The sequence below is a fragment of the Nocardia sp. NPDC127526 genome (assembly GCF_042672265.1).
In the GTDB taxonomy this organism is placed as follows: domain Bacteria; phylum Actinomycetota; class Actinomycetes; order Mycobacteriales; family Mycobacteriaceae; genus Nocardia.
Map to the genome: position 1 here is coordinate 73,266 of NZ_JBHXVO010000019.1, position 19,344 is coordinate 92,609.

Genomic DNA, 19,344 nt, shown 5'->3' on the forward strand with positions numbered 1-19,344 from the left:
CCGGCGTACATCGCCACGCATGCGGGCGCGAATCCACCGTTCGCGCCCGGATGTGTGCATTACTGGACGGCGTGCGTACCGACCGGATTCGTTCGACCCGAGGATGTGATGCGGTTATGTCCCCCCATCTGCGTATTCGAACCATCGTGGTCGCCGGTTCCGCCGCGCTGCTGCTGGCGCCGGGGTCCGGCCCGCTGACCGTCACCGCGGCCTCCGCCGCGCCCATCGTCGGCATGCCGGCGCAGGCCCCGCAGTATCCGCTCTCCCCGAATCCGGGCACGCCCGGTCAGCCGGGGCAGCCGCCGAAGGAAGACAAGACCGTCGAGAAGGCGGAATCGCTCGGCAGCGGCATCATGACCAAGGCCATCGACACCACCGCCGGCCTGCTCAAGTGCGGGCTGGGTTTCGCACTGCCGTCGATGAAATGCAATATCTGATCGGTCGAACCGCGGGCCGGGCCTAGATCAAACTGATCTGCCCGGCCTGTTCGTCCGCCGCGCCCAGGAGCTCGGGCCCGTTGTTCTTGACGCTGTTCACCAGCGACGGCACCTCGCGCATGACGATATCCGCGATATCGGCGGGCGTGGGCGTCTCCAATAGCTCGGCGGGCGCCGGATGATCGGGATCCAGCCAGGCCTCCCAGTGCGCCCGCGGCATGGGCAGCGGCATGCGGTCGTGGATCTTGGTGAGCTCGCCGACGGCATCGGTGGTCAGAATCGTGCAGGAGAGCAAGGGCTTGGCCTCGTCGCCCTGGCCGCGGTCGCGCCACACCGACCACAGGCCGGCCATATAGAGGCGCTCACCGTCGCCCCGGGACATGAAATAGGGCTTCTTGACGGCCTTTCCGAGCGAATCCTGCTCGGTCACCCACTCGTACCAGCCGTCCATGGGCACCAGGCAGCGGCGCTTCTTCACCGCATCGCGGAAGGACGCGGTGGTGGCGGCCTTGTCAGCGCGGGCATTGAACAGCGGTTTGCCCTTGACCGGCACGCCCGGTTCGGACGCCTTGGTCCACGGCGGGATCAGGCCCCACCGCATGGCCCGCAGCCGCAGCGTCGCCGGGTCCTCCGGATGGTCGCGATCATGCCGTTCCACCACCGTGAGCACCTGATTCGTGGGCGCCACGTTGTAGTTGGGGTTGAAGCCCTTGTCGCCGGTCTCGTCGATGGCGTCGAGCTCGGCGGCCAGCGTGGCGGGATTCGTCGTCGTCGCGTATCTGCCGCACATGCCGACCATGCTGCCACCGGCAACCGACAGTTTCGAGGCGGCGCCGCGCGGAGCGACTGGCAAATGATCTGATGGCGATTGACTTCAGTTGTGACCTGTGAGACGTTCGTCCCATCACACTCTCATTAGGGGACTGCCGCCATCATGTCTGCTTCCGACACCGCCTCGATCGACCACGCCGCCACGCTGACATCCGTCAACCCGGCCACCGGCGAGGCCCTCGCCAGTTACCAGATCGATGACGAGGATGCGGTCCGCGCCGCCGTGGCCAAGGCGCGCACCGCCGCCGCCACCTGGGGCGCGCTGACCTACGCCGAGCGCAAGAAGCATCTGCTGCGCTGGAGCAGCAAACTGGTCGCCAAGTCGGACGAACTGTGCGAGCTCATTCACGCCGAGAACGGCAAGCCGGTCGACGACGCCTTCCTCGAGCTCATGCTGGCGCTCGAGCACATCAAGTGGGCGGCCTCCAATGCCGAGAAGGTCTTGAAGCCCAAGAAGATCGCTCCGGGCGCGCTGATGGCCAACTTCTCCGCGCATCTCGAGCAGCGGCCGCTGGGCGTCATCGGCATCATCGGGCCGTGGAACTACCCGGTCTACACGCCGAACGGCTCCATTGCCTACGCCCTCGCCGCCGGCAATGCCGTGGTGTTCAAGCCGAGTGAATTCTCCACGGGCATCGGCAATTTCGTGGCCAAGTGCTTCGCCGAGGCGAATCCGGAACTGCCGGACGGCGTCTTCATCACCGTCAACGGCTTCGGCGCCACGGGCGCGGCGCTGGTCCGCGCGGGCGTGGACAAGGTGGCGTTCACCGGCTCGGCCGCGACGGGCAAGAAGATCATGGCCTCGGCCGCCGACACGCTCACCCCGGTGCTGCTGGAATGCGGCGGCAAGGACGCGGTGATCGTGGCCGCCGACGCCGATATCAAGGCCGCCGCCGATGCCGTGGCCTGGGGCGCGACCGCCAACAGCGGCCAGACCTGCGCCGGCGTCGAGCGGGTGTACGTCGACAAATCGGTGGCCGATCAGTTCATCGCCGAGGTCAAGCGCATCCTGACCGATGTCAAGCCGGGTTCCGAGTCCGGCGCCTCCTACGGCCCGATGACCATGCCCAGCCAGATCGACATCGTGCGCCGCCACATCGAGGACGCGCTCAAGAACGGCGGCAAGGCCGTGCTGGGCGGGCCGGAATCGATCAAGGGCCCGTTCATCGAGCCGGTGATCATTGTCGACGCCGACGAATCCTCCGCCGCGGTGTGCGAGGAGACCTTCGGCCCGACCGTCACCATCCGCACCGTCAATGGCGTCGACGAGGCCGTGGAGCTGGCCAACAACAGCACCTTCGGGCTGGGCTCGGCGGTCTACTCGCGCAAGCAGGGCCTGGAGATCGCCCGCCGCCTGAAGGTCGGCGCCACCTCGGTCAACTCGGTGCTGGGCTTCGCCGCCATCTCCGGGCTGCCCTTCGGCGGCAGCGGGGATTCGGGCATCGGCCGCATCCACGGCGCGCCCGGCCTGCTGGAGTTCACCCGGCCGCATTCCATTGCGGTGCAGAAGTTCACGATTCCGGGCATGGCCCTGCTGTCGTACTCGCGCACCGACCGCACCATGAAGCTGCTGCGCAAGATCGTGCCGCTGATTCACGGGCGCGCCAAGTAGTCGATGCCAGAATTGCCCGGAAAGGGGGCGTGCACCCCCGCCGGGCATCGATCGTTTGGGAAGATGGGGCGGTGACTTTCTGGCCCGCGCCCCATGTCGAACTTCCCGTGCACGCCACCGTGACCCTGCCCGGGTCCAAATCGATCACCAACCGGGCGCTGATCCTGGCCGCCCTGGCCGATCGGCCGTCGACCCTCACCGGAGCGCTTCGCAGTCGCGACACCAACCTCATGATCGAGGCGCTCCGGGCCATGGGCGCCACCATCGAAGGGGACGGCGACACCCTCACCGTCACGCCCCCGAAGGAATTCGGCAGCGCGGTCATCGATTGCGGGCTCGCCGGAACGGTCATGCGGTTCGTGCCGCCGGTGGCCGCGCTGGCCACCGGTGATGTGGCCTTCGACGGCGACGAGCAGGCGCGGGTGCGGCCGCTGGGCACCATCCTGGAGGCGCTGCGCGGGCTGGGCGCCGACATCGACGGCGACGCACTGCCTTTCGTGGTGCACGGCACCGGATCGCTGCGCGGCGGGCCGATCACCATCGACGCCTCCGGATCCTCGCAGTTCGTCTCCGGGCTGCTGCTCTCGGCGGCGCGGTTCGAGCACGGCATCACCGTGAACCACAGCGGTGCGGCGCTGCCGTCCATGCCGCATATCGAGATGACCGTGCAGATGCTGCGCGAGGCCGATGTGCGGGTGGACGCGCCGACCGATCCGCGCAAGGCGCAGACCTGGACGGTGTCGCCCGGCCCGATCCGCGCGGTGGACTGGGAGGTCGAGCCGGATCTGTCCAATGCCACCCCGTTCCTGGCGGCGGCCGCCGTCACCGGCGGCGAGGTGAGCATTCCGCACTGGCCGCGGTACACCACCCAGCCCGGTGACGTGATCCGCGAAATCCTGGTGCGGATGGGCGCGGAGGCGCGCATCTTCGACGGCGTGCTCACCGTGCGCGGGCCGGAGCGGCTGGCCGGTATCGATATCGATCTGCACGATGTCGGCGAACTGACCCCGACCGTGGCGGCGCTGGCGGCGCTGGCGGATTCGCCGTCCCGGCTGCGCGGCATCGCGCACCTGCGCGGACACGAGACCGACCGGCTCGCAGCGCTTTCCACCGAGATCAACCGGCTCGGCGGCAAGGTCACCGAGACCGAGGACGGGCTCTACATCGTGCCCGCGCCGCTGCACGGCGGGCAGTGGCATTCCTACGCCGACCATCGCATGGCGACGGCGGGCGCGATCATCGGCCTGACGGTGCCGGGTGTCGAGATCGAGGACATCGGCACCACCGCCAAGACCCTGCCCAATTTCGTCGAACTCTGGCAGAGCATGCTCTCCCGGTCCGGAGCAGACCACTGAGGCGGCGCGAGTACGACGAGACCGATGTCCGGGTCCGCCCGGGCAAGGGCACGCGCCCGCGCACCAAGACCCGCCCCCGGCATCTGGATGCCGAAGCGGCCATGGTGGTTTCGGTCGACCGCGGCCGCTGGGGCTGTGTCCTCGACGGCGATCCGGACCGGCACATCGTCGCCATGCGCGCGCGGGAACTGGGCCGCACCCCCATCGTCGTCGGCGATCAGGTGGACGTGGTCGGCGACCTGTCCGGCAAACCCGACACCCTGGCCCGCATCGTGCGGGTGACCGATCGCCGAACGGTGCTGCGCCGCACCGCCGATGACACCGACCCGTTCGAACGGGTGGTCGTCGCCAACGCCGAGCAGCTGTTCATCGTGGTGGCCCTCGCCGATCCCCCGCCCCGCACCGGTTTTGTCGAGCGCGCCATGGTCGCCGCGTATGTCGGTGGCCTGCAACCGATTCTGTGCCTGACCAAGCACGATCTCGCCGCCGACTCCGAATTCGCCTCGGCCTTCGAGGATTTGGACCTGACCATCGTCTACGGCGGCATCGAGGACCCTCTGGAGCCGGTCCTCGACCTCCTCGGCGACCGCCTCACCGCCTTCATCGGCCATTCCGGCGTCGGCAAGTCCACCCTGGTGAATCGCCTTGTCCCCGACGCGGATCGCGCCGTGGGCGAGGTCTCGGGCGTCGGCAAGGGCCGCCACACCTCCACCCAATCGGTCGCCCTCCCCCTGCCCGACGGCGGCTGGGTCATCGACACCCCGGGCGTGCGCTCCTTCGGCCTGGCGCACATCACCCCCGACGATGTCATCAGCGCCTTCTCCGACCTGGCCGAAGCCATCGAGGACTGTCCCCGCGGCTGCACCCACCTGGGCCCGCCCACCGACCCGGAATGCGCCCTGGACAACCTCCCCGGCAAGGAACGCCGTGTGGCCGCCATCCGCCTGCTGCTCACGGCTCTCAACTCCAACGACCCCTGGTTCCGCACCCAGACCGCCCCCTGACGACCGATACGACGGCGGATTCGGCGACCGATTGCGCGGCCGATGCCCCGCGCGCCCGGCGCCGCTACCGTGCGAGCCGTTGTCGATGGAGGGGTCAGGATCTTTTGCTAGCTCGTAGAACCGTTGCCGCACTGGGTATATCGGCGGCGCTCGGGGTCGCGGCCGCTCCGGCCGTCGCTGTTGCGGATCCGGTGGGCCGGTGGCTGTGCGAGGTGGGGTCGTCGGCGTGTGCGGTGAGCCCGCTGCGGCCGCCGCCGGCGACGGCGCCCGGAAATCCGCCGTACGATCCGCCCGCTGAAATTCGATGAATATCGAATGCCATGACTGGTTATAACCATTCATGGCATTCGGCGTTTTACCAGGCGATCGTCAAATTGGACGGATGATCCGCATACCGTTCTCGAAATCGATGGCGGCGAGTTCGGCGCGGCCGCTCAGGCCGAGTTTGCCGAAAATGCGGGAGAGATGATGGCCGACGGTACGGGGGCTGAGCAGCAGTTCCGCGCCGATCGCGCGATTGGTCATGCCCTGCGCGGCCAGCAGGGCCACGCGTAATTCCTGAGTGGTCAGCAGCGAGCCGTTCTCGGCCACGGCGGGGCGCTTGCCGGTCAGATCCAGTTCCAGGCGGGCGCGAGTGGCCCACTGGTCGGCGCCGGCGCGCTCGAAGGCTTCCAGGGCGGCGCGCAGCTGTTCGGCCGCATTGCCGCGACGGCGGTTGCGGCGCAGCCATTTGCCGTAGTGCAACTGGATGCGGGCGTGGCGGACCGGACCGTGGCGGACATCACCGACGGCGAGGGCGCGGCGAAAGTAGTGATCGGTGCGATCGTCGGCGCCGAGCAGGGCGCGGCAGGCGTAAGCGTCCGCGATCGCCCAGGTGGCCCGGGAATGCACCGCCCAGTCGCGAATGAGCTCGTAGTATTCGGCCGCCTCGTCGAATCGGCCGACCCGGCAGGCGGCGTCGACCATGTCCAGCGCGGCGAGCCGGGCATAGGTGGGGTGGCGGGCCTCGTGGCCGGGCTGCATCAGCGCGCGCAGCCGCAGATGCGCGGTCTCCGCATTGCCGGTGCCCAGGGCCAGAAAGCCGAGCTGCCAATAGGACTGGGCGATCAGCACATTCGCGCCGCTGGGCCGGGCCAGCGCGAGCGCGCGGTCCACGCTCTCGGCGACGGTGTCGGCATCACCGCGCAGCGCGGCCAGCCGGGCCCGCAGATTCCAGCACTGGGCCAGCATGTTCCGCACGCCCCCGGAGCGGGCCAGCTCGAACGCCTCGGCCAGGGTTTCCTCGCCGGCCGCCCAGCGGCCGTTCGCGAATTGCAGGGTGGCCAATTGCGGTAGCAGGCAGACCGCGCCCGGCGAGGTCTCGGCGGTGTGCCAGCGCGCGGCCTGGGTGTAGGGCTCCAGCGCCCGATCCGCCATGCCCCACATCAGCACCAGCGCGGCGGGCGGGAGCAACCGCTGGGCGGTGCGCGGATCGGGCGCGGAATGGAAGGCCTCGAAATCGGGGCGGTCGATATCGTCGTGACCGGCCGCCCAGCGGGCGCGGCGGGCCAGGGTGCGCAGGCTCGCCGCGCTGACCGGATCGACGATCTCGGCGTCGCGCAACAGGATCCGGCTCGCGCGCTCGGGTTCACCGGTCACCAGTTCCAGGCGGCCGGCCAGACCGCCGCTGGCGACGGCCAGCCGGTCGGCGGGCACGCGTTCGGCGGCGCGGTCCAGCAGCCGGCAGGCCGACTCGATATCGCCGCCCTCCCAGGCCTGCCGGGCGGCCGCGGCCAGGCGGAGCCCGGCGGTGGCGGGGTCCGGGGTGATGGCGGCGGCCCGGCGCAGCATGGCCGCGGCGGTCGCCGGATCGGTCTCGGCGCGTTCCGCGCCCGCCGCCAGCGCGGCCGCCAGTTCCGCGTCGGGACGATCGGCCGCGATCGCGCGATGCCAGCTGGCGCGGTCGGCGTCCGCCGGGCCGGTGAGCGCCGCGGCCACGGCGAGGTGCACCCGCCGCCGCTGCGCCGGGGTCGCGGCATCGTAGGCGGCCGTGCACAGCAGGCGGTGCCGCATCTCGACCCGGCCGTCGCCGATCTCCAGCCAGCCCGCCGATTCCGCCTGCTCCCAGGCGGATTCGGGGATATCGAGGGCGGTGGCGGCGGTCGCGACGATGCCGATCACCCCGCGCGCCTCGGCGGCCACCACGAGCAGCAGCGTGCGCACCGGATCCGGCAGCTCGGCGATCCGGTCTCGGAAGGCGGCGCGCAGCCGCGGTCCCAGCGGAACGGGCCCGCGGGCGATGCCCGCGAATTCCTCGGCCTCGATCGGGAGTTCGCGCAGCGCCAGCGGATTGCCGGTCGCCGCCTGCAGCGCGCGGGCGGCGCGCTGGCTCGCGATACCCGGGCGCCCCTCCTCCAGCAACAATCGCGCATCCGCGTCGGACAGCCCGGTGAGCGGCCTTGCGCAAAGTTGGCTCCACACCGTCGCCGCCGGATCGTCCCGCAGCGCGCACAGCAGGACCACGGGCGCGACCACGAGCCTGCGGGCCGCGAAGACCAGGGCGCGGGCGGTGGCATCGTCCACCAGCTGCGCATCGTCGACGATCAGCAGCACCGGGCCTTCGGCGGCCAGGGCGGACAGCAGGGCGACCAGCGCCGCCCCGACCAGGAAGTCATCGGCGGGACCGGATTCCGCGCCGAGCGCGGTGCCCAGGGCGGCGGCCTGCGGCGCGGGCAGCGCGCTCACCCGCCCGGCGACCGGCAGCAGGAGTTCGTGCAGCGCCGCGAAAGGCAGTTCCGACTCCGGATGGGAGCCGCGGCAGCGCAGTATCCGGAATTCGCCGGCGCGGTCGGCGGCGGCATTGAGCAGCGCGGACTTGCCGATACCCGGATCACCCCACAAGACGACAGCCGATCCACTACCGGATCGGGCCGCGACGAGCATTCGATCCAGCTCGTCCTGTTCTTGTCCCCGCCCATAGAGCACTTGTTTCTCGCGCACGACGCAAGTTACCCCGTTTGTCAACCTGTAATCAATTTCAAGTCCACATCATGGGCAATTAAATGTGCAAAGTCGCGCACATAAGTGCGCGCCGCGCCGGATCGGCCGATGCCGCGGCCGATAAGCCGCACAATGCCTGCCGGAGAGTGATCTACATCGCTCTGAGCAGCGGGTAAACCTACCGACGGATTCAGTGACCGATACAGCGGCCGATCCCCTTCGGCACCATGGACCGTAACGTCCGTCCAGCGGCCGACCGGCCGTTCACACACGAGCTTTCCGGAGGGGGATGCCGGCGGCGCGCACCGCGGGGATTGCGCATCGAGGCACAAATCGTCAATCGAAGTGACCCAATTCGTACCACCGCTCGATGCTTATCGGCATCGGGTCGAATTCGCATGCGCGAAACAATTCCGCATTCCGATCAGTGGGCATTCCATTTCGATTCACATTGCATTCCGAATAGTGCGTGATACGCATTCGCAAGTCAGCGTAATTCGGCGTCGATTTGTTTGATTCGCGCAGCGGCAATGCACACGATCGCGCCGACGCGGCGGGGAGACACCCTGCCGCCCGATCCCGCCCCCGGCGAAGTAGATTAGCCAAAAGATTGCCAGCCTGGCTCGGTCCGGAATCGAGGAGCAGCGAGGGATCGCATGAGCAATGGTGACGACGACGTCGAGGGCACCCCGCTATCGGAGGACGAACCGGAGCAAACGCCACCGGAGTCCCCCGAGGACGAGTCACCCGAGGACGCGGACGGCGACCTCCCGCCCGGGGCGGCCGACCCGGATGATTGGCAGGACGAGTGGGATCGGGCGCGGTGGGCGCCCTGACCACCGCCCTCGACAGTCGGTGCGCCCGGCGCTCAGTGCCGGCCGCGCAGCCGCAGCGGTGCCGCGGCGATCGCGGCGAGCAGGAACAGCACCACCGACAGCCAGGCGAACCAGTCGCCGAAACGGGCGTACACAGTGCGGGATTCGGTCAGCGGGATATCGGCCAGCGCGGTCGCGGTCGCGGAGATGTCGGCGCGCACCGAGGTCAGGACGTGCCCGCGCGAATCACTGGCGACGAGCTCACCCAACTGCGCCGACCGGGCCACACCCATACCGGATTCCACACCGCGCACGACGGCCATGCGGCTGTGCAGCCAGTGATCATCGGTGAAATCGAGGGCCGGGACCAGCAGTAGCGTCGCGCCGCGGCGGTGGTTCTCGCGCACCAGGTTCGGGCGGTCCAGATCGAAACAGACTGCCAGAGCCCACGGTTCACCCGGGACGAGCTGGAATTCCGTTCCGGGGGTGAGCTCGTCCTCCAGGCCGGGAACCAGGTAGTGCTTGGCGTAGACCACGCCGGACGGAAAGTCGATCGCGGCATTGACGCTCGTCCCGCCCCGGGTGAGGACGAGGCCCGCCACCACGTGGACATCGCGCCGGACAGCCACCTCCGAGAGCGGCCCCGACAGCAGCGGCAAGCTGGATTCATCGGCGCGCCACGCCTTTTCGGGAAGCACCACGACACGCGCACCCCGATCGGCCAGCCGCTCGATCTCGGCGACCGCGCGGGCCACCATATCCCGGCCGTCGGCCGAATCCACCGGAGCATAGTCCGGCGGTTGGGAAATCGCCGCCAGCCCGACACGGACGTTCTCCCGATCATAGGGCGCGCTGAGCCGCCAGGTGCCGAACGCGGTCACCGCCACCAGCGCCACCGCCAGTCCGCCGCCCACCCGAATCCGTTGCGCCCGTGTGGTCGCCGGAGCGGTCACCGCCGCGATGGCCGCGGGCACGAGCAGGATCAGGAAGGTCAGCCCCCAGACGCCGGTCACCGCGGCCGTCTGGATCAAGGGCAACACCTCGGCCTGCGTATAGGCGATGCTCCACCAGGCTCCGGTCGAACCCACCAGCGACAGCACGTATTCCAGCGTCACCCAGCCCGCAGGCACCACCAGCGCCGCCAGCACGGGCCGCTCCCACAACAGCAGCACCCGCACCAGCGCCACCAGCGCGCCGAAGACGAGCGCGGAGCCGCCGAGCAGCGCCACGGTGAAGGCCGCCGGTTGTTCGAGCGTCACGGTGAAGTACGACCACATCTGCGCCTGACCACCCAGCCACGCGAGCAGCCCGGCCAGAAAGGCCGTCACCCCGTTCACACGCGGCGCGAGCAACAGCACCGGAAGCGGCGCGAGAAACGCCAACCCCGCCAGCGGATGCAATCCGCTGCCGAAATGCCAGAGCGCCGCAGACGATACGATCGCCGCCGCAACCACCACCACACGCCTCATCACGGGCCCGCCTCTCCCTCAGCGAACCCCTGACCGTCGCCGAGCCGCCCCCGATCATGAGTCCGCACAAGCGATCCGGGGACGCTACCCCAGGGTGATTTCCCCCTACGACCATACGGTGAGCCGACCGTTATGCCCCCTACATCCGTACCGGTAGCGCCCGCTTTCGGAAGTCGCTAGCCTGCCGACGTGGAAGACCATGAGCGCAAGGAGTTCTCCCCACTCCTCGACGCGGCCCTCGGCCCGGGCGCACCGGTGACCCCCGAGGTCCGCATCGGCCGCAACGACCCCGCGAACAACCTCCCCGACTGCGTCCGCTGCGGCAGACCCGCAACCATGTACCTCCGCGCCGTCTGGCTCTCCACCCGCGCCGTCCTCGACGGCGACACCGACGTGGACAGCCACATCCACGTCGATGCCTGCGGCGCCTGCACCGGCAGTGTGGCCGGAATGATCCTGATCAACTGGGACCCCCGCTACTGGGGCGAATCCGTCAACCTCGACTAGCCACCCCGGCCCGCCGGCCCCCCGAGCGCATGAAAAAAGCATTGACCCCCCGGGAAGCCCAGGGGGTCAATGCTTTTCAACAGCTATCAAATCACCGCCGGCGCTTGGACTTCGGCGCCTTGTCCAGCTTGCCCTGGGACCGCGCAGCCTCCCGGCGCTCGCGCCGGGTGCCGGCCCCGCCGGCCTGCTGCCCGTACTCCTCAGCGTCACTGTGTACGGCCGCCCGACCACCCTCGTCCGGCCCCGAGTAGCTCAGCCCGCGCGGTCCGGACTCGTCGATACCCTTGGCGCGCAGGGCCGCCGGAGCGCCGTTCCCGGTCGCAGGCGCGGCTTCCTGGGTCGGCAGCGGCCGGTTGCCGACCGGCGACTGCAGCCCCGCCCCCACATTGACCCCCGCCGGCTGCGGCTGCTGCACCTCGACCTGCAGGTTGAACAGGAACCCGACCGACTCCTCCTTCAACCCGTCGGTCATAGCCGAGAACATGTCGAACCCCTCACGCTGGTATTCCACCAGCGGGTCGCGCTGCGCCATGGCCCGCAGCCCGATGCCCTCCTTGAGGTAGTCCATCTCGTAAAGATGCTCCCGCCACTTGCGGTCCAGCACCGACAGCAGAATCTGGCGTTCCAGATTGCGCATGCTCCCCTCGCCCGCGAGCCCGTCGATCTCGGCTTCCCGGCGCTCATAGGCCGCATGCGCGTCGTCCAGCACAGCCTCCAGCAGCTCCTCGCGGGACAGCTCGCCGAATTCACCGTCGGCGTTCTGCCCGCTGAGCTCCCGGTAGTCCAGCCCGATCGGGTACAGCGTCTTCAACGCCCCCCACAGCTTCTCCAGATCCCAGTCCTCGACGTACCCCTCGGCGGTCGCACCCTGCACGTAGGCGGTGATCACGTCGGTGATCATCTCCTGGACCTGCCCCTCCATGTCCTCGCCATTGAGGATGCGGGCGCGCTCGGCGTAGATGACCGTGCGCTGCTGGTTCATCACCTCGTCGTACTTCAGGACGTTCTTGCGGATCTCGAAGTTCTGCTGCTCGACCTGGGTCTGCGCGGACTTGATGGCGCGCGAGACCATCTTGGCCTCGATCGGCACATCATCGGGCAGGTTCAGCCGAGTCATGATCGACTCCAGCGCCGCGCCGTTGAAGCGCCGCATGAGCTCGTCACCCAGCGACAGGTAGAAGCGGGATTCACCCGGATCGCCCTGGCGGCCGGAGCGGCCGCGCAGCTGGTTGTCGATGCGCCGCGATTCGTGGCGTTCGGTGCCGAGCACGTAGAGGCCGCCGGCCTCGCGCACCTCGTCGGCGTCCGCCTCGGTCTGCTCCTTGACCCGCTCCAGCGCGCCGTGCCAGGCGGCCTCGTACTCCTCGCGGGTCTCCACCGGGTCCAGCCCCTGCTTGCGCAGCAGCAGGTCGGCAATGATGTCCGGGTTGCCGCCGAGCACGATGTCGGTGCCGCGACCGGCCATATTGGTGGCCACGGTGACCGCGCCGGGCCGGCCGGCCTCGGCGACGATCTGGGCTTCCTGCTCGTGGAACTTGGCATTGAGCACCGAGTGCGGGATGCCGCGCTTGGTGAGCAGCTTGGACAGGTATTCCGAGCGCTCCACCGAGGTGGTGCCGACCAGCACCGGCTGACCCTTCTCGTGCCGCTCGGCGATATCGTCGGCGACCGCGGAGTACTTGGCCTCTTCGGTCTTGTAGATGAGGTCCGACTGGTCGGCGCGGATCATCGGCTTATTGGTCGGGATGGGCACCACGCCCAGGCCGTAGGTCTGGTGCAGCTCGGCCGCCTCGGTCTCGGCGGTACCGGTCATACCGGACAGCTTGTCGTAGAGACGGAAGTAGTTCTGCAGCGTGATGGTGGCCAGGGTCTGGTTCTCCGGCTGGATCTCCACGCCCTCTTTGGCCTCGATGGCCTGGTGCATGCCCTCGTTGTAGCGGCGGCCCACCAGAATGCGGCCGGTGAACTCGTCGACGATGATCACTTCGCCGTCGCGGACGATGTAATCCTTGTCGCGGGTGTAGAGCTCCTTGGCCTTGATGGCGTTGTTCAGGTAGCTGACCAGCGGCGAGTTGGCGGCCTCGTAGAGGTTGTCGATGCCGAGCTGATCCTCGACGAATTCGACGCCGGCCTCGTGCACGCCGATGGTGCGCTTCTTGATGTCGACCTCGTAGTGCAGGTCCTTCTTCAGCAGCGGCGCGATGCGCGCGAACTCGGCGTACCACTTCGAGGAGGCATCGGCCGGGCCCGAGATGATGAGCGGGGTGCGCGCCTCGTCGATGAGGATGGAGTCGACCTCGTCGACCACGGCGAAGTTGTGCCCGCGCTGGACCAGATCGTCCAGCGAGTGGGTCATATTGTCGCGCAGGTAGTCGAAGCCGAATTCATTGTTGGTGCCGTAGGTGATGTCGGCGTTGTAGGCCGCGCGGCGCTCGGCCGGGGTCATGCCCGACAGGATGACGCCCACCTCGAGACCGAGGAAGCGGTGCACGCGGCCCATCCACTCGGCATCGCGCTTGGCCAGGTAGTCGTTGACGGTCACGACGTGCACGCCGTCGCCGCTGATGGCGTTCAGGTAGGCGGGCAGCACACAGGTGAGGGTCTTGCCCTCACCGGTCTTCATCTCCGCCACATTGCCGATGTGCAGGGCGGCGCCGCCCATGATCTGCACCTTGTAGTGCTTCTGGTTGAGCACTCGCCAGGACGCTTCCCGCGCGGTCGCGAAGGCCTCCAGCACCAGCTCGTCGAGGGATTCCCCGTCGGCGTAGCGCTGTTTGAACTCATCGGTCTTGGCCTGGAGTTCGGCGTCGGTCAAAGCCGACCACTCGTCCTCCAGGGCGATGACTTCATCCGCCAGGTTCGCAAGCCGCTTGACCGTGCGACCTTCACCAATCCGTAGCAACCTCGAAAGCGTCAGCGCAGGCACGGGTCTTGTCGTTCCTCTGGTCGGTGGTCGTCTGGGCGCCCGCCTCGGCGGGAAAGGCGCACGCGGGCGCGCACGCATTGCCATGGTAATGCGCATGGCTGTGTAGCAGCTGTGTAGGCGTGGGTGAATTGCGTTCAGCCCCGGACAGCCTTCGTGAGCTGCGGCGATTCGCTCATGAATCGCATTGTTGGAGAAGGTGTTTCAGACCCGCCTGGCGTACCATGGACAAGGTCCGGCGTGCGGAGGCTTGCGCCCGCACACCCGGGCCGGGATCGCCGACGATGGCGCGCGGCGGGCAGTGGCGCCCGGACGGTTCCCCCTGGTGATCGGATTGCGATAGCTTGCTCACAATCGGCGCGCGACGCCGGCCGCCGACGCCTCGGCAGGGGAAAAGCATGCGGGCGCAGGCAGGACAAGGGAGTACGGGGCAGCGTGATCACCAGACTGACGCCGCAGGACGCGTCGTTCTACCGGCTCGAGTCGAGCAGCAACCCGATGCACATCGGATCCCTGGCGATCCTGCGCAATCCCGCGCCGACCGGGAATTCCGGCAAGGCGCCACTGGACTACGACGGCCTGGTCGACCTGGTCGAATCGCGGCTGCCGCTGGTGCCGCTGTACCGGCGCAAGGTGCGCGAGATCCCGTTCGCCCTGGGCCGGCCGGTCTGGGTGGACGACGCCCATTTCGACATCACCTATCACATCCGGCGCTCGGCGCTGCCCGAGCCGGGCACCGATGACCAGCTGCTGGATCTGGTCGCCCGGCTGGCCTCGCGCCCACTCGACCACACCCGGCCGCTGTGGGAGATGTACCTGGTGGAGGGCCTGTCCGAGGGGCGGACGGCCATCTTCACCAAAACGCATTCGGCGCTGGTGGACGGCGACAGCGCGCTGGAGATCGGGCATGTGATCCTGGACACCTCGGCCGCGCCGCGCGAGGTCGCCCATGCCGCCTGGGGCCCGAAACGCGAACCCGCCGATCTGGAACTGCTGGTCGGCGCGGTGCTGCACCTGGCCACCCAGCCGCGCGAGGCCCTGGAGGTGGCGCGCCACCACAGCGCCGAGGCGTTCGCGCTGTTCGACGCCACCGGCAAGGCCGTGCAGAAGATGGTGTCCATGCTGCGCACCGCCGCCATCGGCGCGCCCGACAGCCCCCTGAACACCCGGACCTCCCGCAATCGCCGGGTCGAGGTGGTGCGCACCGATCTCGAGGACTACCGCAAGATCCGCAAGCGATTCGACTGCTCCATCAACGACGTCATCCTGGCCGTGGTCACCGGTGCGCTGCGCAATTGGCTGCTCTCCCGCGGCCAGGTGCTGACCGAGGCCGACACGCTGCGCGCGGTGGTCCCCATGTCGGTCTACGCCGACAGCGCGGAGCTGAAACCGGCCGGGGAGGTGACCTCGCTGCTGGTGGATCTGCCCGTCGGCGAACCGAATCCGGTGATCCGGCTGGCGCACATCAAGCACGCCACCGAGGTACACGTCCAGCATCAGCGCGGTGTGCGCGCGCGGACCCTGGTGCACATGGCCGGATTCGCTCCGGCGAGCCTGCACGCCATGAGCGTGCGATCGGCGAGTACTTTTGCTGAGCACACGTTCAATCTGGTGATCACCAATGCGCCGGGTCCGCAGCAGCCGATGTACATCGGCGGCGCGCGGATGCTGGAGATGTACCCGGTATCGCCGTTGCTGCGCTTTCAGGCTCTGAGTATCGGGCTCACGTCCTATGACGGACGGGTGTTCTACGGGCTCACCGCCGATCGCGACGCCATGGCCGATATCGCGGTGCTGACCGCTTCGGTGCACGAGTCGATGGAGGAGATGCTCGGTGCCTGCGTCCAGTGAGTCCGGCGTCACGAAGAAGCTGCGTGTCTACGTCCCGGCGACGGTGCCGATGCTGCGGGACCTGGTCGCGGACCGGGAGATCCGGGCGATGAACGACACCGCGTTCGCCGTCACCCCCGCGCTGCGGGAGGCCTATGCCTCCGGTGATGACGAGGAGCTCGCCGAGGTGGCCATGGCGGAAGCCGCGCGGGCCTCGCTGCGGCTGCTGGCCGATGAGCAGGCCGCGGAGGAGAATGCCGCGGAGTCCGGGTCCGACGACGACGGCGAGACGCCGGTGCGGCGGCCGATCTTCCGGCGGGCGGTCATCGCGGCCGATGTGGATGGGGCGACGCTGCGGCCGGATCTCGACGACGCGGTGGTGCGGTTGTCGGCTCCGATCGCCTACGACCGGATCGCCTCGGTGCACGTCGACCTGGCCGAGGCCGAGCCGGAGGTGGCCAAGGCCGTGGATGTGATCGATGCCGCCGATCTGGGTGACTCCGATGCCGAATTCGTGCTCGGGGATGCCGAGGATCACCAGCTCGCCTGGTATGCGGCGCAGGAACTGCCGTTCCTGCTCGACCTGCTGTAAGCAGTAAGGGAGATGGGGGCTAAGCCCCCAAACCCCCTTAGAGAGGGAGAGGGGCTAAGTCCCCAAACCCCCTTAGGGAGGGGAGAGGGCTGTGCCCCAATCCCCTAACCCCAGACCCTTACTACGGCGCCGTAACCTACGATGCCGTAACCTTGCGGGGACGACCTCGCCGCAATCGACAGGAAAGCTCCGCAATCATGGGTTTGAAAGCTGGTGGATTCTCGGTGCGCGGCCTCAAGGAATGGCTGGAGGCCCCGGTCACCGAGAGCGCCATCGCAGGCCGCACGAAGCTCAACGCACTGCGCGGGGCCGCGGCTCGGATCACCACTCCCCTGCTGCCGGATGACTATCTGCACCTGGTGAATCCGCTGTGGTCGGCGCGCGAGCTGCGCGGGCGGATCGTGGAGGTGCGCAAGGAGACGGCGGATTCGGTCACGCTGGTGATCAAGCCGGGGTGGGGTTTCGACTTCAAGTTCGCCCCGGGGCAGTACATCGGTATCGGCGTGCTCGTGGACGGGCGCTGGCACTGGCGGTCGTATTCGCTGACCTGCCCGCCGGATTGGACCGATCCCGAGCATCGCAGCAAGCGGCTCATCTCGATCGCCGTGAAGGCCATGCCGGAGGGTTTCCTGTCCAGCCATCTGGTCAACGGCGTGCCGGTGGGCAGCGTGGTGCGCCTGGCCGCGCCGCAGGGCGGGTTCGTGCTGCCGGAGCCGCCGCCGGCGCGGGTGCTGTTCCTGACGGCCGGTTCGGGCATCACGCCCGTCATGGCCATGCTGCGCACCATGGATCGGCGCGGCGTGGTTCCGGATGTGCGGCACATTCACTCCGCGCGCACCCCGGACGATGTCATGTTCGGCGACGAGCTGCGCGAATTGCACGACAAGCACCCGAGTTTCACCGCGGACCTGCACCTCACCGGTGAGCACGGCAAGTTCGCGCTGGCCGATCTGGATGAGCGGGTGCCGGATTGGCGCGAGCGCGAGACCTGGGCGTGCGGTCCGGCCGCCATGCTGGACGAGATCGAGAAGCATTGGGCGGCGGCCGGAATCGCGGACAAGCTGCATGTGGAGCGGTTCGAGATCGAGCGCAATGCCTCCGCCGAGGGCGGCACCGTCACCTTCGGCCGTACCGGCCGCAGCGTGGAGGTGGACGGCGCCACCACGCTGCTGCAGGCGGGTGAGAGCGCGGGCGTGCAGATGCCGTTCGGCTGCCGCATGGGCATCTGCCAGACCTGCGTGCTCACCGTCACCGACGGTCACGTCCGCGATCTGCGCAACGGCAATGAGCATCGCGCCGGTGACAAAGTGCAGACCTGCATCTCGGCGGCCGCCGGCGACTGCACCCTCGACGTGTGACGCGCGGACCGTGTGCGGCCCTCGCGCCGCCGAACGGCTACCCTCGATAGCAATCGAGCCTGAAGCGGTCGCCATTCGGAACCGCGCATCCGCCGTTCGGCGCGAGGCAGATCAACCACGGAAGGATCGCCGGTGGCCATCACCGACATCAAGGCTTTCGCTCATTTGACGGCGGCCGATATCGAGACCCTCGGTCAGGAGCTCGACACCATTCGCCGTGATGTGGAGTCGTCGCTCGGCGAACGCGACGCCAAGTACATCCGCCGCACCATCGCCGCCCAGCGCATTCTCGAGGCGGCCGGCCGCGCCACCCTGTTCGGTTCCAGGAACCGCTGGGCCTGGCTGGCCGGCACCGCCCTGCTCTCGGTCGCCAAGATCATCGAGAACATGGAACTCGGGCACAACATCAGCCACGGGCAATGGGATTGGATGAACGACCCGGAGATCCACTCCACCAGCTGGGAGTGGGATATGACGGGGACGTCGGCGCAGTGGAAGGCCGCACACAACTACTCGCACCACACCTACACCAATATCCTCGACATGGACGAGGATCTGGGCTTCGGCATCCTGCGCATGACGCGCGACGAGGAATGGAAGCCGATCAACCTGGCCCAGCCGGTGGCGAATCTGATCCTGGCGGCGACCTTCGAGTGGGGCATCGCGCTGCACGATCTGTCGGCGATGAAGGATCAGATGGGGATCCCGCGCAACCAGATCCTCTCCGAGCCCAACAAGGACTTCTGGAAGAAGGCCGGTCGCCAGGTCGCCAAGGATTTCGTGATCTTCCCGGCGCTCACCGGACCGGCGTGGAAGTCGACGCTGAAGGCGAATGCCACCGCGAACCTGATCCGCAATATGTGGGCCTACGCGGTCATCTTCTGCGGCCACTTCCCGGACGGCGCGGAGAAGTTCACCGTCGAGCAGTTCGAGAACGAGACGCACGGCGAGTGGTATCTGCGGCAGATGCTGGGCAGCGCCAATTTCAAGGCGGGCCCGGTCATGGGGTTCATGAGCGGCAACCTCAGCTACCAGATCGAGCACCACCTGTTCCCGGATATTCCGAGCAATCGGTACCCCGAGGTGTCGGTGAAGGTGCGCGAACTGTGCGACAAGTACGACCTGCCCTACACCACCGGCTCGCTGGGCAAGCAGTACCTGCTGGCGTTCCGCACGATTCACAAGCTGGCGCTGCCGGACAAGTTCCTCAAGCGCACCTCCGACGATGCCCCGGAGACCTCCTCGGAGCGCAAGTTCGCCGGTATCACGCTGCCGACCATGCCCTCGCTGGCCAATGGCAGCGAGTGGATCGCCGAGCACGGCAGCGAGTGGCTGGCGGAGCATCACTGGACCGGGGTGGACCCGGTGACGGGCAAGCGGCGCGGGCTGCGCTCGGCGCTGCAGGAGGCCAAGGTGGCGCTCAAGGAGAAGGCGCAGCACGAGAAGGAAGTGTTGCGCGAGGCCAGGGCGGCGCTGCAGGAAAAGGCAAGGCAGGAAAAGGCTTTGCTGCAGGAGAAGGCCGGACGCGAGCGGTCGTTCCCGCGCTTCTTGCGGCGCAAGCGCTAACAGATTCCGATATCGAACGCAATGCGGTGTTCGACACGTTAGGGATTCATTCGTAGGTAACCTACG

Annotated in this window: 14 protein-coding genes; 10 read left to right on the plus strand and 4 right to left on the minus strand. The window is 68.4% G+C overall.

The features are described from left to right. Positions 1-116: 116 nt before the first annotated feature. On the plus strand, positions 117-437 hold the full coding sequence (locus ACFVIV_RS26305) for a hypothetical protein (RefSeq protein ID WP_379200684.1): 321 nt from the start codon (positions 117-119) through the stop codon (positions 435-437). Positions 438-459: 22 nt separating this feature from the next. Here ACFVIV_RS26305 and ACFVIV_RS26310 read toward each other — a convergent pair whose 3' ends face one another. Continuing rightward, entirely contained in the window at positions 460-1,227 is a 768-nt protein-coding gene (locus ACFVIV_RS26310) for an SOS response-associated peptidase (RefSeq protein ID WP_379200685.1), read from the minus strand. 144 nt (positions 1,228-1,371) lie between these two features. Here ACFVIV_RS26310 and ACFVIV_RS26315 point away from each other — a divergent pair, with 144 nt between their 5' ends. The 3 genes from ACFVIV_RS26315 to rsgA all read left to right on the plus strand — a co-directional run bounded on the left by ACFVIV_RS26315 (position 1,372) and on the right by rsgA (position 5,239). Continuing rightward, positions 1,372-2,880: an aldehyde dehydrogenase family protein gene (locus tag ACFVIV_RS26315; protein ID WP_379200687.1), complete on the plus strand. Its 1,509-nt coding sequence runs from the start codon at positions 1,372-1,374 to the stop codon at positions 2,878-2,880. A 71-nt stretch (positions 2,881-2,951) separates the two neighbouring features. Then, a complete protein-coding gene (gene aroA, locus ACFVIV_RS26320; protein ID WP_379200689.1) occupies positions 2,952-4,235 on the plus strand; it encodes a 3-phosphoshikimate 1-carboxyvinyltransferase in 1,284 nt (427 codons plus the stop codon). Positions 4,236-4,336: 101 nt separating this feature from the next. Continuing rightward, the gene (gene rsgA, locus ACFVIV_RS26325) at positions 4,337-5,239 is read left to right on the plus strand and encodes a ribosome small subunit-dependent GTPase A (protein WP_379200691.1); all 903 of its coding nucleotides are present in this window, start codon (positions 4,337-4,339) and stop codon (positions 5,237-5,239) included. A 369-nt stretch (positions 5,240-5,608) separates the two neighbouring features. Here rsgA and ACFVIV_RS26330 read toward each other — a convergent pair whose 3' ends face one another. Next, complete coding sequence (locus ACFVIV_RS26330) at positions 5,609-8,218, minus strand: AAA family ATPase (RefSeq protein ID WP_379200693.1); 2,610 nt, start codon at positions 8,216-8,218, stop codon at positions 5,609-5,611. Between the two features lie 656 nt (positions 8,219-8,874). Between ACFVIV_RS26330 and ACFVIV_RS26335 the strand changes: the two genes are divergently transcribed. After that, positions 8,875-9,054, plus strand: coding sequence for a hypothetical protein (locus ACFVIV_RS26335; protein ID WP_379200694.1), 180 nt, complete (start codon positions 8,875-8,877; stop codon positions 9,052-9,054). 32 nt (positions 9,055-9,086) lie between these two features. On the opposite strand, the gene ACFVIV_RS26340 is transcribed toward ACFVIV_RS26335, so the two are convergent. Continuing rightward, a complete protein-coding gene (locus ACFVIV_RS26340) occupies positions 9,087-10,502 on the minus strand; it encodes a nitrilase-related carbon-nitrogen hydrolase (RefSeq protein ID WP_379200804.1) in 1,416 nt (471 codons plus the stop codon). 189 nt (positions 10,503-10,691) lie between these two features. On the opposite strand from ACFVIV_RS26340, the gene ACFVIV_RS26345 reads away from it, so the two are divergent. Further along, on the plus strand, positions 10,692-11,009 hold the full coding sequence (locus ACFVIV_RS26345; RefSeq protein WP_379200696.1) for a hypothetical protein: 318 nt from the start codon (positions 10,692-10,694) through the stop codon (positions 11,007-11,009). Positions 11,010-11,100: 91 nt separating this feature from the next. Here ACFVIV_RS26345 and secA read toward each other — a convergent pair whose 3' ends face one another. Then, positions 11,101-13,935, minus strand: coding sequence for a preprotein translocase subunit SecA (secA, locus tag ACFVIV_RS26350; RefSeq protein WP_379200698.1), 2,835 nt, complete (start codon positions 13,933-13,935; stop codon positions 11,101-11,103). Between the two features lie 432 nt (positions 13,936-14,367). Here secA and ACFVIV_RS26355 point away from each other — a divergent pair, with 432 nt between their 5' ends. The 4 genes from ACFVIV_RS26355 to ACFVIV_RS26370 all read left to right on the plus strand — a co-directional run bounded on the left by ACFVIV_RS26355 (position 14,368) and on the right by ACFVIV_RS26370 (position 19,278). Continuing rightward, on the plus strand, positions 14,368-15,783 hold the full coding sequence (locus ACFVIV_RS26355) for a wax ester/triacylglycerol synthase family O-acyltransferase (RefSeq protein ID WP_379200700.1): 1,416 nt from the start codon (positions 14,368-14,370) through the stop codon (positions 15,781-15,783). Between the two features lie 49 nt (positions 15,784-15,832). After that, on the plus strand, positions 15,833-16,354 hold the full coding sequence (locus ACFVIV_RS26360; RefSeq protein WP_379200806.1) for a DUF6912 family protein: 522 nt from the start codon (positions 15,833-15,835) through the stop codon (positions 16,352-16,354). 197 nt (positions 16,355-16,551) lie between these two features. Beyond that, on the plus strand, positions 16,552-17,712 hold the full coding sequence (locus ACFVIV_RS26365; protein ID WP_379200702.1) for a ferredoxin reductase: 1,161 nt from the start codon (positions 16,552-16,554) through the stop codon (positions 17,710-17,712). Between the two features lie 132 nt (positions 17,713-17,844). Further along, positions 17,845-19,278 carry a fatty acid desaturase family protein gene (locus tag ACFVIV_RS26370; protein WP_379200703.1) on the plus strand — a complete coding sequence of 478 codons (1,434 nt, stop codon included), beginning with the start codon at positions 17,845-17,847 and terminating at the stop codon, positions 19,276-19,278. Positions 19,279-19,344: the final 66 nt, after the last annotated feature.